General features: G+C 70.9%; 15 protein-coding genes. 7 read left to right on the plus strand and 8 right to left on the minus strand.

Annotation, left to right across the window (positions count from 1 at the left end; all coding sequences use genetic code 11):
- Positions 1 to 148 precede the first annotated feature (148 nt).
- Positions 149 to 733 carry a hypothetical protein gene (locus tag ACW4TU_RS38255; protein ID WP_457420967.1) on the minus strand — a complete coding sequence of 195 codons (585 nt, stop codon included), beginning with the start codon at positions 731 to 733 and terminating at the stop codon, positions 149 to 151.
- 574 nt (positions 734 to 1,307) lie between these two features.
- Between ACW4TU_RS38255 and ACW4TU_RS38260 the strand changes: the two genes are divergently transcribed.
- A complete protein-coding gene (locus ACW4TU_RS38260) occupies positions 1,308 to 2,825 on the plus strand; it encodes a glutamate-cysteine ligase family protein (RefSeq protein WP_457420969.1) in 1,518 nt (505 codons plus the stop codon).
- 247 nt (positions 2,826 to 3,072) lie between these two features.
- Positions 3,073 to 3,873: a CPBP family intramembrane glutamic endopeptidase gene (locus ACW4TU_RS38265; RefSeq protein WP_457420971.1), complete on the plus strand. Its 801-nt coding sequence runs from the start codon at positions 3,073 to 3,075 to the stop codon at positions 3,871 to 3,873.
- Between the two features lie 80 nt (positions 3,874 to 3,953).
- Here the strand turns inward: ACW4TU_RS38265 and ACW4TU_RS38270 are convergent, their stop codons facing one another.
- Complete coding sequence (locus tag ACW4TU_RS38270) at positions 3,954 to 4,763, minus strand: PhzF family phenazine biosynthesis protein (protein WP_457420973.1); 810 nt, start codon at positions 4,761 to 4,763, stop codon at positions 3,954 to 3,956.
- A gap of 115 nt (positions 4,764 to 4,878) precedes the next feature.
- Entirely contained in the window at positions 4,879 to 5,577 is a 699-nt protein-coding gene (locus ACW4TU_RS38275) for a LuxR C-terminal-related transcriptional regulator (protein WP_457420975.1), read from the minus strand.
- A 197-nt stretch (positions 5,578 to 5,774) separates the two neighbouring features.
- Between ACW4TU_RS38275 and ACW4TU_RS38280 the strand changes: the two genes are divergently transcribed.
- Entirely contained in the window at positions 5,775 to 6,419 is a 645-nt protein-coding gene (locus tag ACW4TU_RS38280; protein ID WP_457420977.1) for a PadR family transcriptional regulator, read from the plus strand.
- 117 nt (positions 6,420 to 6,536) lie between these two features.
- Here the strand turns inward: ACW4TU_RS38280 and ACW4TU_RS38285 are convergent, their stop codons facing one another.
- Entirely contained in the window at positions 6,537 to 6,965 is a 429-nt protein-coding gene (locus ACW4TU_RS38285; protein ID WP_457420979.1) for a type II toxin-antitoxin system Rv0910 family toxin, read from the minus strand.
- Between the two features lie 103 nt (positions 6,966 to 7,068).
- Entirely contained in the window at positions 7,069 to 7,257 is a 189-nt protein-coding gene (locus tag ACW4TU_RS38290; protein WP_457420981.1) for a hypothetical protein, read from the minus strand.
- 207 nt (positions 7,258 to 7,464) lie between these two features.
- Here ACW4TU_RS38290 and ACW4TU_RS38295 point away from each other — a divergent pair, with 207 nt between their 5' ends.
- The 3 genes from ACW4TU_RS38295 to ACW4TU_RS38305 all read left to right on the plus strand — a co-directional run bounded on the left by ACW4TU_RS38295 (position 7,465) and on the right by ACW4TU_RS38305 (position 10,337).
- Entirely contained in the window at positions 7,465 to 8,049 is a 585-nt protein-coding gene (locus tag ACW4TU_RS38295) for a Clp protease N-terminal domain-containing protein (protein ID WP_457420983.1), read from the plus strand.
- 95 nt (positions 8,050 to 8,144) lie between these two features.
- Complete coding sequence (locus tag ACW4TU_RS38300) at positions 8,145 to 9,146, plus strand: EamA family transporter (protein WP_457420985.1); 1,002 nt, start codon at positions 8,145 to 8,147, stop codon at positions 9,144 to 9,146.
- Between the two features lie 222 nt (positions 9,147 to 9,368).
- A complete protein-coding gene (locus ACW4TU_RS38305; RefSeq protein WP_457420987.1) occupies positions 9,369 to 10,337 on the plus strand; it encodes a DMT family transporter in 969 nt (322 codons plus the stop codon).
- Between the two features lie 3 nt (positions 10,338 to 10,340).
- Here ACW4TU_RS38305 and ACW4TU_RS38310 read toward each other — a convergent pair whose 3' ends face one another.
- A complete protein-coding gene (locus ACW4TU_RS38310; protein WP_457420989.1) occupies positions 10,341 to 11,231 on the minus strand; it encodes an oxidoreductase in 891 nt (296 codons plus the stop codon).
- A 167-nt stretch (positions 11,232 to 11,398) separates the two neighbouring features.
- Here ACW4TU_RS38310 and ACW4TU_RS38315 point away from each other — a divergent pair, with 167 nt between their 5' ends.
- Positions 11,399 to 12,334: a helix-turn-helix domain-containing protein gene (locus ACW4TU_RS38315; RefSeq protein ID WP_457420991.1), complete on the plus strand. Its 936-nt coding sequence runs from the start codon at positions 11,399 to 11,401 to the stop codon at positions 12,332 to 12,334.
- Positions 12,335 to 12,346: 12 nt separating this feature from the next.
- On the opposite strand, the gene ACW4TU_RS38320 is transcribed toward ACW4TU_RS38315, so the two are convergent.
- On the minus strand, positions 12,347 to 12,979 hold the full coding sequence (locus ACW4TU_RS38320; protein ID WP_457420993.1) for an FMN-binding negative transcriptional regulator: 633 nt from the start codon (positions 12,977 to 12,979) through the stop codon (positions 12,347 to 12,349).
- Between the two features lie 5 nt (positions 12,980 to 12,984).
- Positions 12,985 to 13,740: a pyridoxamine 5'-phosphate oxidase family protein gene (locus ACW4TU_RS38325; protein ID WP_457420995.1), complete on the minus strand. Its 756-nt coding sequence runs from the start codon at positions 13,738 to 13,740 to the stop codon at positions 12,985 to 12,987.
- Positions 13,741 to 13,781: the final 41 nt, after the last annotated feature.

Below are 13,781 nucleotides of genomic sequence, written 5' to 3' on the forward strand. Positions count from 1 at the left end.
CTGATGGCCGGATAGGGCTAGTCCGGGCGGGGGCAAACCCTTGGCGGCTCGTACGAGCGTAATCGCGCGCGAAAGAGCAACGTACCCCGCCGCCGGGAATTCGGCGGCGGGGTACGTGGGAATACGGAGAGTGTCGTCTCGTGTGCGGTCAGGCGGGGGAACTCAGCAGCGGGGCCGGAGTCACCCGATGGGTCAGCACCGGCAGCAGTTCGGCGACCCGGTGTGGACGGTGGGCCGCGATACCCGGCGGGGCCGGCGCCAGCGGGACGAGCAGGTCGGTCGCGGCGGGGTGGCCCTCGGCTCCGTCGGCGGTGATGTCGCCGTGCAGCCAGAGCGTGAGCATGTACAGCCCTGGGACGGACAGCAGGCGCGCCTGGTAGGGCTGCTTCATCGTCTCGGCCTGGCGCAGGGCGCGCTCGGTGGAGGCGATGTAGGGCCCCTCGAAGAAGTGCGAGAAGGCCCAGCCGTCGGGGGTCAGCATGGTCTCGGCCGCGGCCACCGCGCGGTCGCCGGCGCGGATCAGGAAGCGCCACCCGGTCAGCCGGGTCGCGGACGTGCCCTCGGGGGTGATCCGGTCCAGGACGTGCACGGGCAACGGGAGTTCGGGGGCGGTCGGCCCCTGGGCGTTGCGAAGGGCTGGGGTGCGGGCCTCGCGGACGGCGGTGGGGGAACCGAGTGCCGCGAGGACGGTGCGCAGTGCGGGTGCGGGAGCCGGGGGGACATGCAGGGGCATGGTGGAACGCCTCTCATTCGACAGGCACGGTGGCGCGAGGGCGGGGGCGGACGGCGCTGTCTGCTCTCGAAATCTCTCGGGGCCGAAGAGGCGGGGGCCGGGTGCGCTGACGGGGTGCGGCCTGCCGACGTCACCTGGACGGCAGGACCCACGACCTGGGCGCCGACTCTCTGCCCTTGTTCGCGGAGTTTATACGACACGTGTTCTGACTATGTTTCGTCTAACTGGTTTCCGCGTGAAGAGCAAGGGCTTGTTCAGTCGGCGTTGAGCGGTGTTTCCACCGATTCCCGGCCGGTCGTACGACGATGACCTCGGTGGATGTGCCCGAGGCGGTCGGCCAATTGGCGTCGGCATTTTTCACGAGTTCGCAAGTGCGCGAAACTGTCGGGTTGCACCGGCCTGAACCGTCCACGGTGCCATGCCGGGCGAATGTGCCGCGGGTCGCGTCGGCCGGCGTAGCGGGTGACGGGAACACGCGGGACGTTATCGATCGCGTTTGGTGGGCACTATCCCACGTGACCCGGGACGTCAGCGGCCGGATCTTCGGCCCGCCCATTCGAGGAGGGACACTCCGATGGGGGAGAAGGTCGTGGCGGGGCCGTTCGACCTGTCCGATCGCCAGCGCTACCGCACCAAGCTCCGGCACTGTCTGACGGGGCTGGAGCGGCTGCTGGCCGAGAAGCGGTTCGACCGCCCGAAGAATCTCCTGGGCCTGGAGATCGAGCTGAATCTCGTCGGGCCCGACGGCATGCCGAAAATGATGAATGGGCAAGTACTCGAAAGGATCGCGAGCCGAGATTTCCAAACAGAACTCGCCATGTTCAATCTGGAAGTCAACATTGCCCCCCACCGCCTCGCGGGCCGGGTATTCGATCGCCTCGCCGAAGAGCTCCGTACATCACTGGCATATGCCCACCGGAAAGCGAACGAGCTGGACGCGGGGATCATGATGATCGGCATTCTGCCGACGCTCGAGCGTGACGACCTGATCTCCTCGAACCTTTCCGACGTCGACCGCTACGCCCTGCTCAACGATCAGATCGTGGCAGCCCGCGGCGAGGACTTCACGCTCGACATCGACGGCGTGGAGCGCCTCTCGTGCACGTCGAAGTCCATTGCTCCGGAGGCCGCCTGCACCTCCGTACAGCTGCATCTCCAGGTCACTCCGGGGCGGTTCGCCGATGTGTGGAACGCGGCGCAGGCGATCGCCGCCGTACAGGTCGCGATCGGAGCCAACTCGCCGTTCCTGTTCGGCCGAGAGCTGTGGCGCGAGTCGCGGCCCCCGTTGTTCACCCAGTCCACGGACACGCGTCCGCCGGAGCTCCAGGCGCAGGGCGTACGGCCGCGCACCTGGTTCGGGGAGCGGTGGATCTCGTCGGCCTACGACCTCTTCGAGGAGAACCTGCGCTACTACCCGGCGCTGCTGCCGATCTGTGACGAGGAGGATCCGCTGAGCGTCCTCGACGCCGGAGGTGTGCCGAAGCTCGGCGAGCTGGTGCTGCACAACGGCACCGTGTACCGCTGGAACCGCCCGGTCTACGGCATCGCGGACGGTGTTCCGCATCTGCGCGTCGAGAACCGGGTGCTGCCCGCCGGACCCACCGTCACGGACGTCATCGCCAACGCCGCCTTCTACTACGGAGTCGTGCGGGCGCTCGCCGAGCAGCCCCGGCCGGTGTGGACCCGGCTGCCCTTCGAGGCCGCCGCCGCCAACTTCGACGTCGCCTGCCGGTATGGCATCGACGCGCGGCTCCGCTGGCCCCGGGGTGGCCGGTTCGGCGGCACGGCGGAGGTCGACGCCGTGCAGCTCGTACGTGACGAACTGCTGCCGCTCGCCGCGGCCGGCCTCGACGCGTGGGGGGTCGAACCCGCCGACCGGGACCTGTACCTCGGGGTGATCGAGGAACGCTGCAGGCGGCGGGCGAACGGAGCGTCCTGGCAGGCGGCCACCTTCCACCGGGCGCTGGAGAAGGGGCTGTCCCGGGAAGCCGCGCTGGCCGCGACCACCCGTCGCTACAGCGAGCTGATGCACCTCGGAGAGCCGGTGCACACCTGGCCCGTGGGGTTGCCGGAGCCGGTGCCCCTGGGGTGATCGCCCCCGGGCGACGAGTGCCGTCGCGATGACTCCCGTGCGGCGGCCGACGCGTGCACGGGGGTCACCCGCGCCCTCCTCAGGCGGATCGGGCAAGCTGTGATGTCCCATGACGGTGGTGTCCCTCCCTGGTCAACAGCACACGTGCCCGAGACAGCCGTATGAGCTGAATCGGCCGCACGGGCCGTATGGCAGGGAAAAGGGGACGCACGCCGGAAGCGGCGGGACTACACAACTGGAGGCAGGAGTGCAGGTGGAGGCGGGCGCGGGGGCCGGTTCTGTTCCTGAGGAGCGGCCGTCGCGACGGACTCTCCGGGACGAGACGCTGTTGGTTCTGGGGCTTTCGCTCGGGGCGAGCGGTGTCTCCGCCCTGATCAGCTTTGTCGGCTCGGTCACGAAGCCGGGCGGCCTCAAGGACCAGGCGGCCACCCTCAACGCCTCGGCGGCGCCGGGCCGGCCATGGCTGGACCTCGCCTGGCAGCTCTTCGGCATCACGACGTCGCTGGTACCGGTCGCCCTGGTCGCGCACTTTCTGCTGCGCGAGGGCAAGGGGTTGCGCACGCTGGGCTTCGACCGCACCCGGCCCTGGCCCGACCTCGGCCGCGGGGCCGCCGTCGCGGCGGTGATCGGCAGCAGCGGAATCGCCTTCTACCTCGCGGCCCGTGGCCTGGGTTTCAACCTCACGGTGGTGCCGGAGGCGCTGCCCGAGGTGTGGTGGAAGTTCCCGGTGCTGATCCTCTCGGCGGTGCAGAACGCCGTCCTGGAAGAAGTGATCGTCGTCGCGTATCTGCTGCGCCGGCTGAACCAGTTGGGGTGGACCCCGGGGACGGCTCTGGTGGCCAGTTCCGTACTGCGCGGGTCGTATCACCTCTACCAGGGCATCGGCGGGTTCATCGGCAACATGGTGATGGGGGTGGTGTTCGTGTACCTCTACCGGCGGTGGGGCCGCGTGGGCCCCCTGGTGGTGGCGCACTCACTGCTCGACATCGGGGCGTTCGTCGGGTACGCGCTGCTGGCGGGGAAGGTGGGGTGGCTGCCCACGGCTTGAGCGGCCGGGGTGGCTGGGGGGAGGGCTGGAGTGGACGGCCAAGGGGCGTACGAAGGGTTCGTGCGCCCCTCCGTATGCCCTCAGACGAGCAGCTCGCCGTCGATGGTGGTGACCGCTCGGCCGGTCAGCAGGGTGCGGTCGCCGCGGAGTTCCGTGCGGACCAGGCCGGTGCGGGCGGACGCCTGGAGGCCGGTGAGGTCGGGGCGGCCGAGGCGCTCGGACCAGTAGGGGGCGAGGGCCGTGTGGGCGCTGCCGGTGACCGGGTCCTCGTCGATGCCGATCCGGGGGAAGAAGCAGCGCGAGACGAAGTCGTAGCCCCCGGCGGGGTTGTCGGCGCGGGCTGTGGCGATGACGCCGCGTTCCGAGTGGGCGGTGAGGGCCTTGAGGTCGGGGGTGAGACCCAGGACCGTCTTCTCGTCGGCGAGCTCGATGAGCAGGTCGTTGATGTTCGGGCCGGTGTCGAAGGCCGCGAGAGGCTCGGCGCCCAGGGCCTCGGCAACCCCGGCGGGGAGCTCGACGCGGGTGAGCGGGGCGGTCGGGAAGTCGAGGGTGATCGAGCCGTCCTCGTGGGGCGTCGCGCTGAGGACACCGCTGAGAGTGGCGAACCGTACGGGTCCCGTGTGGGAGCCGGTGGTGTGCAGGACGTGGGCCGTGGCGAGCGTGGCGTGGCCGCACATCGCGACCTCGGCGGCCGGGGTGAACCAGCGCAGCGCCCAGTCGGCCTCGCCGCCCTCGGGCAGCCGGTGGGCGAACGCCGTCTCGGCGTGGTTGACCTCCAGGGCGATCCGCTGGAGCCGGGTGTCGTCCGGGAAGGCGTCGAGGAGCAGGACGCCGGCCGGGTTGCCGGCGAAGGGGCGGTCGGTGAAGGCGTCGACGATTCGAATGCGCATGGGGACGACGCTAGACGGGCGGCGGGGTGGGGGACCAAAGCCAATTCCCGGGTGCTGGACCTGCTTCGGCGGCTGACCGGGTGGGTCAGGCGAGGGTGCTGGGCGCCGCGGAGGGTCAGGCCGCCGGCCGTACCAGGCCGGACTCGTATGCGAAGACCACCGCCTGCACGCGCGCGCGTGCGCCGATCTTGGCGAGGATGCGGCTGACGTGGGACTTGACCGTGGTCGGTGAGATGGACAGGCGGGTGGCGATCTCGGAGTTGGACCAGCCGGCGGCGACCGCGGTGAGGACGTCGCGTTCACGCCTGGTGAGTGCGCCGAGCCCGGTTTCCCGTTCCAGCGAGCCGGTGGTGCGTTCGTGCCGGACGGTGTCGATGAGCGCGCGGGTGAGGCTGGGGGTGGTGACGGCGTCTCCGGCGGCCACGATACGGACGGCCGCGGTCAGTTCTTCGGGGGTGGCGTCCTGGGGAAGGAACCCGCCGGCTCCGGCGCGCAGGGCCGCGTAGGCGTGCCGTTCGTGGCCGGTGGGGGTCAGGACCAGCACGCGCGGGCGGTGTCCCGCCGCTCTCACGGGCTCGGCAACCGACAGCAGGGTGGGGGGTCGAGTGATGCGGCGGATGACGTCGACACCGTCCGTGTCGACCACCAGGCTGTCCATCAGGACGACGTCGGGTCCGAGCGCGGTGCTCATACGAACGGCCTCGGTGCCGTTCGTCGCCTCGCCGACGACGGTCAGGTCGGGCTGTGCCGCCAGAAGCATGCGCAGTCCGAGGCGCTGCAGAGACTGGCGGTGTACGACGAGTACGGAGGCCATGGGGGGCACTCTCCTTGTACGAAACTGTTTCGTTCACTTTGCTATGCGTCAGCCTAGCTCTCGGCGCTATCGAAACGTCATCGTTTCCGATGTGGCCTGGGTCACTTCTTTGGGGGGGTTGTCGGGCGAGCTATTCCGATATATCGTTGACGCATCGCGACAGATCAACGACAAGAAAACGAATGGAGTGGTTTGCGATGCGTTCCCATGGAGAGGAATTCGGTCCGGGCTTCGGTCCCGGACACGCACACGGTCACGGCGGCCCCCGAGCCTTCGGGCGGGGCGGCTTCGAGGGGCGGCGAGCCGCCTTCGGTCCCTTCGGGCCCGGTTTCGGTGGTCCTGGTGGCCCTGGCGGTCCGGGTCCCTGGGGCGGGCGTGGAGGCCGGGGCGGACCGCGGGGCAGGGCGCGGCGCGGTGATGTCCGCGCGTCGATCCTGGCCCTGCTGAAGGACCGGCCCATGCACGGCTACGAGATGATCCAGGAGATCGCCGAGCGCAGCGGAGGGGCGTGGAAGCCCAGCCCCGGCTCGGTCTACCCCACCCTTCAGCTGCTGGAGGACGAGGGTCTGATCGTCAACGAGAACGAGGGCGGCAAGAAGCTGTTCGCGCTCACCGAGTCCGGTCGCACCGCGGCCGACGAGGGCCCCGACGCACCCTGGGAAGAGGCCGGACGCGGCGTCGACTGGGAAGCGCTGAACGACATCCGCCAGGCCGGCTTCGGTCTGATGGAGGCCTTCGGTCAGGTCTGGAAGACCGGCAGCAAGGAGCAGCGCGAGAAGGCGCTCACGGTGATCAACGAAGCGCGCAAGAAGCTGTATCTGATCCTCGCAGACGAGGACTGATGGGCCGCCCTCGGAGACGTGTCCGCCCCCGGCGGCGCGTCCCCAGTGCGCACAGGCGCCCCGCGGAAGTGTCCGCGGGGCGCCTGTGTGTTGTCGTACGGCACTTGCGGCCGCGGTTCAGACGACCAGGCCGGCCAGTTTGCGCAGGGACTCGTTCAGGGCGGCCGTCCCCGAGTCCTTCAGTTTGCCGGCCATCAGGGTGACGGCCGCGCCGGTGAACTCGCCGTCGATACGGACGTTCGTGGCGTCGCCGTCGGGTGTGAGGGTGTAGCGCGTGGCGACGATCACCGCCATCGGCCCCTTGCCCCGGATGGCCAGTGTGCGGGCCGGCTCCAACTCCTCGATGGTCCAGTCGACCTCGGCAGGGAAGCCCATCAGTTTCAGGTTCTCCTCGAAGGTGCCGCCGACCTCGAATGCCGAGGGGCCGCCCTTGGGGAAGCTCGTGTGGGTCGCGTTCCATGCTCCGTACGCCGACCAGTCCGTCAGCTGCGCCCAGATCTTCTCAGCCGGTGCCTGGATGTGTGCCTCCGCGCTAATTTCGGCCATGCGACCACCTCTGTGTCTCGGGCTGCGGTGTCGCGGAACGTAGCCGTAAGGGCCGGAACATTCAATACTGACGGGTCATCAGGTCTGAAGCGGAGGCACGGACTCAGCCCACCCGCTGTATCTCGGCCGCGTCGAACAGGTCCCACGCGCGCGGGAAGGGGCCTTGGTCGTGACAGTGCCACGCCTCCCAGAACAGGTCGGCGAGCAGCGCGTCCTCCGGGGCGTACACCCGGTACACGTACTGTCTGCCGTCCGTGGCCGGCAGCGCCACCAGCCAGCACCTGCTTTCCATGTTGGAGTGGGACGTGCGAGCGGGTGCTCCGGTTGCGCCCGGGGCGCGCGGAATGAGGATGCGCGCCCCTTGCGTCGGTTTCGTGCCGGAGCGGCGTGATGTCCTCCGTAAGGAGGAGATTCCGCGCCCGGTGCCCACCTTCCGTGGGACGCGGAAATGGTGCGTCGCGAGGATGACCGGATCCGCTGGGGCTGATGGGGTAGGGATGTGCAACCCCGTATCCCCCGCCAGTCGACCACCGAGCACGGCGCGAACCGCGTGGACAACGATGCCAGGCTCACCGCCGAGCTGGCAGCGGTGGTCGCCGGTGCGCGCAGACGGGCGCTGCGGGACGGGGACCGGCAGATCGACACGGCCCATCTGCTGCACACCCTCCTGGAGTCCGATCCCGAGGTACGCGCGGTGTTCGAGGGCGGAGACCCGCAGGTCGCGCGGCTGCTCGGCTATCTCGTGCAGCGCAGCATCGGTTACGGGCTGCGGTGGCAGGGCTCCGTCGAGGACTCCGGGACCCTGCCCGTGCTGCCGGGGGTGGCGCACACGGCGGGCTGGTCACCGGTCGCGGCGGGCGCGCTGGAGGAGGCGTGCGAGCGGGCCGGGCGACGCGGTGACGCGCGGGCCCGCGGGATCGATCTGCTCGCGGCGATCGTCGTGGATCCGCGGTCCCGGGCTGTCGAGGTGCTGCGACGGGGCGGCGTCGACGCGGGGGAGCTGCCGGCGCGGCTGCTGCAGATCGAGCTGGTGGCGGCGGCGGGGTGCGAGGAGTACGCCGGGGGCGGTGACGGCGCCGGCTGAGGCGTGGGGCCCGCTCGACGGACCCCCTGTGGGCCTGTCCAGTCGGTGAGACAGGTGTCATCGAGGGTGACGGTCATGTCGTCGCCTGCCATCATGTGCCGGTGCGCACGTCAGGGAGCGGTGAGGTCGGTCGGGTCAGGGGCGTCGGGCTCGGGCTCGCGCTGGTGTCGGCGGTCGCGTTCGGCGGGTCCGGTGTCGCGGCCAAGCCGTTGATCGAGGCGGGCCTCGATCCGCTGCACGTGGTGTGGTTGCGCGTGACGGGCGCCGCCCTCGTGATGCTGCCCCTGGCCGTGCGGCACAGGGCGCTGGTGCGCCGGCGGCCCGCGCTGCTCGCCGGGTTCGGACTGCTCGCCGTGGCCGGCGTCCAGGCCTGCTACTTCGCCGCGATCTCCCGCATCCCCGTCGGGGTCGCTCTGCTCGTCGAGTACCTCGCGCCCGCCCTCGTGCTCGGCTGGGTGCGGTTCGTGCAGCGGCGGCCCGTGACCCGTGCCGCCGCGCTGGGTGTCGTTCTCGCGGTCGGCGGGCTCGCCTGTGTCGTCGAGGTGTGGTCCGGGCTGGGCTTCGACGCCGTGGGGCTGCTGCTCGCGCTCGCCGCCGCCTGCTGCCAGGTCGGCTACTTCGTCCTGTCCGACCAGGGCAGCGACGCGGGCGACGAGGCGCCGGACCCCCTCGGCGTCATCGCTTACGGCCTGCTGGTCGGCGCCCTCCTGCTGACCGCGGTCGCGCGTCCGTGGCGTATGGATTGGTCCGTCCTCACGGGTACCGCCCACATGGACGGCACGCCCGTCGCGGCCGGGCTGCTGCTGGGCTGGCTCGTGCTGGTCGCCACGGTCGTCGCCTACGTCACCGGTGTGCTCGCCGTGCGGCGGCTCTCGCCGCAGGTCGCCGGGGTCGTGGCCTGTCTGGAAGCGGTCATCGCGACCGTGCTTGCCTGGGTGCTGCTGGGCGAGCATCTGTCGGCGCCCCAGATCGTCGGGGGCGCGGTGGTGCTCGTGGGCGCGTTCATCGCGCAGTCGTCGGCGCCCGCCAAGGGGTCGGCCCAGCCGGTCGCCCGGGGGCCCGAAAAGGATGTGGCGGAGCGCCGTACCGCCGCATAGGGTCGCGATCATGCACGCACGCGCACTCGTCCTGCCGCCTCCGGCCGCCTGAGGCGGGCTCCCCGGAGAACGTGTCCGACGTATCGCCGTCGGGCTGGACGGTGCTGCCCGCAGACGACGTCCGAGGACCACGTGGAGCCCTGAGGGCCCGGGTCCTTTCGTCGACTTCCGTGCGGTGGGCGGGCTTTCGGCCTCTCCCCGCGCGGCTGCGGAGAGACTCTCGTGTCGAATACCGTTTCCGGCCTGCCCATCGGGCGGGGCCTGCTCTTCCTGACCGTGGCCGGTGCCGCCTGGGGTACCGCGGGCGCTGCCGCCTCCCTCGTCTACCGGGTGAGCGACATGGGCCCCGTCGCCCTCTCCTTCTGGCGCTGCGCGGGCGGCTTCGTGCTGTTGCTCCTCGCCCGGTCACTGCGCCGCCGTACGGCCGTCAGGGCCGAACCGGGGCGGCGAAAGGTTCTGCGCGCCGTGGTCACCGGCTGCTCGCTCGCCGTGTTCCAGACCGCGTACTTCGCGTCCGTCCAGGCCACCGGCCTGGCGGTCGCCACCGTCGTCACGCTGGGCGCCGGGCCCGTCCTCATCGCGCTGGGCGCCCGGCTGGCCATGGGTGAACGGCTGGGGACGGGCGGGATCGTCGCCGTCGCGGGGGCGCTCGCCGGGCTCACGGTGCTGGTGCTGGGCAGTGGTGGCGCACAGGTGCGGCCGTCGGGTGTCGCGTGGTCGATGGTGTCCGCGGCCGGGTACGCCGTGATGACCCTCCTCACCCGCTGGTGGGGGCGGGACGGCACAACGGACGCGTTCGGTACGTCCGTCAGGGCCTTCGGTGTCACGACGCTCTGCCTGCTGCCCTTCGGACTCGCCGAGGGGCTCCTCCCACACACGGGCGACGGCCTGCGGTTCGTCGGGCTTCTGGTGTACGTCGCCGCCGTACCGACCGCCCTGGCGTACGGGCTGTACTTCGCCGGGGCGGCCGTCGTCCGCTCGGCGACCGTGTCCGTGATCATGCTTCTGGAGCCGGTGAGCGCGGCGGCCCTCGCCGTCACCCTGCTCGGTGAGCGGCTGACGGCGGCGACCGTCGCGGGCACCCTGCTGATGCTGGGCGCGGTGGCGGGGCTCGCGGTGGCCGAGACACGGGCTGCCGGTGCGGACGCCGGCGCGGAGCGGCGGGCTGAGGCCGGAGAGGCGTTCGGCTGAGACTCAGTTGCCCCGAGAGGTGTCCGTCGCGTCGCCGATCGTGTCGAGTTCCGCGATGGCGTCCGCCGGCAGCGTCAGGTCCGCGGCGGCGATGTTCTCGCGCAGGTGGGCGCGTGAGGAGGTGCCGGGGATGAGGACGATGTTCGGTGAGCGCTGGAGCAGCCAGGCCAGGGCGACCTGCTGGGGTGAGGCGTCGAGACGGGCGGCGACGTCGGTGAGGGTCTGTGACTGCAGCGGGGTGAAGCCGCCCAGCGGGAAGAAGGGGGCGAAGGCGATGTTCTCCGCCGCGCACCGCTCGACCAGCGCGTCGTCCCCGCGGTTGGCCAGGTTGTAGAGGTTCTGCACGGTGACGACCGGGGCGATGGCCTGCGCCTCGGTCAGCTGGTCGGCCGTCACCGAGCTGAGCCCGAGATGCCGGATCAGGCCTTCTTTCTGGAGTTCGGCCAATACCCCGAACTCCTCGCCGAGCGGCGCCGATCCGCTGGTCAGGTCCGCGCCGACGCGCAGGTTCACCACGTCGAGCTCGTCCACGCCGAGGTTTCGGAGGTTGTCGTGGACAGCCGACCTGAGGCTCTCGGGGTCCAGCGCGGGCAGCCAGCTGGCGTCGGTGCCGCGGCGGGCGCCCACCTTGGTGACGATGCGGAGATCGGCGGGGTAGGGGGACAGGGCTTTCCTGATGAGTTCGTTGACGACCGCGGGCCCGTAGAAGTCGCTGGTGTCGATGTGGGTGATGCCCCGGTCGACGGCCTCTCGCAGCACCGCCACGGCCTCGTCGGGGTCCTTGGGCGGCCCGAACACGTGGGGTCCCGCCAGTTGCATGGCGCCGTAACCCATGCGGGTCAGGGTCAGGCCCTCGGCCGGGGTGAGGGTTCCGCCGGAGACGGTGTCGGCCATGGTGATGCCTTTCGTCGCGTACCGCTGTGTCGTCGTTGCTGTTGTCGGCTGTCGTTCGTCGTCCGGGGCGACTCTGCCGCGATCGGTACGCGGGTGGCAGTACCCCGCTGTTCCTGGGAGCGACAGGGACACCCACATCCAGAGCCTCCCGATCTACGGTGGTGGGCATGGACGCCAACAACGTGCTCGGAGAGTTCCTGCGGGCTCGCCGGGAACAGGTCCGGCCCGAGGACGTCGGGCTCAGCGGCGGCGGTCTGCGAAGGGTGCCGGGGCTGCGCCGCGAGGAGGTCGCGACGCTCGCGGGGATCAGCTCCGACTACTACCTGCGGCTCGAGCAGGGACGGGACCGCAACCCGTCCGTCCAGGTACTCGAAGCGCTCGCCCGGGTACTGCGTCTGGACATCGACGCGACCCGTCACCTGCTTGGCCTGACGGGGACGGGGCGGCGGCCCGCGCGGCGCAAGCGGGCGGCGAAGCCCGCACCGGTGCCGGTGAGCATCCGGCAGCTCATCGACGGCTGGACCACGAACCCCGCGTATGTGCAGAACAGGTACGCCGACGTAGTCGCGGTGAACGCGCTGTACAGCGCGCTGGCCCCCCATCATGTCCTTGGCGTGAACCTGCTCCGGGCCATCTTTCTCGACCCCGGCGAGCGCGAACGGCACCGGGACTGGGAGGACCTGACCGCGGGGGTGGTCGCGAGCCTGCGCGCGCGAGCCGGTGCCGACGTCGACGATCCGCGTCTGGTCGAGCTGGTCGGGGAACTGTCCCTGCGCAGTGAACGCTTCCGGTTGCTCTGGGGTCGCCACGACGTCCTCCCCATGCGCGCACGTGTCAGCAGGATGACCCACCCCCAGGTGGGCGACCTCGACCTGTACTGCGACAAGCTCGACGTCGGCGGCTCGGACGGCCTCACCCTCGTCGTCTTCCACGCTGAGCCCGGCAGCCGGAACGCGGAGCTGCTGGGGTTGTTGGGCAGCCTCAATGCCCCGCTGTCCGCAGGGCACTTGAACACCGGCGAACTGCACCGGCATACGGATGCGCCAGGGGTCGACAAGAAGGGCGATATGAGGAGCGAGGACAAGAGCGTCGACGGACAGTGATGTTCGCGCCGGCTACAGCCCCCGCCTGCGCCGCTGAACCGCCGCTGCCCCCGCGTCCCGTGGCCCGCCCCGAGCCGCCAGCCCGGCCGCGATACGGGCCTGGACCTCTGCCGGTTTCTTCTCGGCGTACTTGAACTTGGCCCGTACGTGCGTCACTTCGAGCCTGATGCCACGGATACCGGCGAGCATCCGCCCGAACGGCGCCTCGCCCGCCGCCACTCGGGCGGAGCCGCCTTCCGGCTGGAAGTGGGTCAGCTGGCGGTTGAGCAGGGCGGCCTTCTCCGCGGGATCGTCCACGACGTGGGCGGTGCAGCGGAGTTGGACCGCCGCGTAGAGGCTCGTCGGCGTGCCGTGCTCGGACGGGCCGTCCGGTGCGGCCTGCCACGGTCCGGGGATGAACGTGTAGTCGTCGACCACGCTGAGCAGGACGACCGGGTTCCTCTCCAGCGCGGGCCAGAGCGGGTTGGGGCGGGCCAGATGGGTCACCGCCTCGGTGCGTTCGACGTCGTACGCGAAGTGCAGCGGCTGGACGTACGGCGCCTCGCCCGGCAGGCCGTTGACGGCGAGCTGGCCGAAGTCGTGGGCGGCCAGCCACCGTTGCCATTCCGCGTCGTCGCGCGGTGCGTCCCAGGGGTGGATCAGCATCGGGATCAGCGGGCCCCGAGGTAGTCGGGGAGCTGGGTGCCGGGCGCCAACTCCGCGTCCGCGACCGGGGTTTCGTAGCCCTTGCGCAACGGGACCACGCCGGCCCAGTGGGGGAGCGCGAGGTCCTCGGGCTCGTCGTTCACCCCGCCCGTGCGCATCTTCGCGGAGACCTCGTCGAGGTCGATGCGGATCACGGCGGTGGCCGCGAGTTCCTTGGCGTTGGCGGGCCGTGAGTCGGCCGAGCGGCCGGCCACCACGTTGTCGACCAGGACGTCCAGGGCCAGCCGTTTCTCGTCCGGGTCCGTCACCTGGTGGGCGATGCCGTGGACCACCACCGAGCGGTAGTTGATCGAGTGGTGGAAGGCGGACCGGGCCAGGATCAGCGCGTCCACGTGGGTGACCGTCAGACAGACCGGCAGGCCGGGGTCGGGCCGGCCGGTCATCCGCAGCGGGCGCGAGCCCGTCGACCCGTGCACGTAGAGCCGCTCGCCGAGCCGCGCGTACAGCGTCGGCAGCACGACCGGCGCGCCGTCACGGACGAACCCGAGGTGGCACACATATCCCTCGTCGAGAATCGCGTGCACCGACTCCTTGTCGTACGAAGCCCGGTCGGCGGAGCGGGTGGGGACCGTGCGGTCGGTCGGGGCGTAGGCGTCGGTGCTGGGCGGCGGGGGTGACTGGTGGTCCTGCTGTGGTGCTGCCTGCGCTGCTTCCTGTGCGGTGTCCTGCGTGTCCTGTGCGTCCTGCGTGGTCCCCGACATCGCGGTCTCCTTGCGATCCATATTGCACTAGTGCATAATCC

The sequence above is a fragment of the Streptomyces kryoterrae genome, assembly GCF_054072135.1.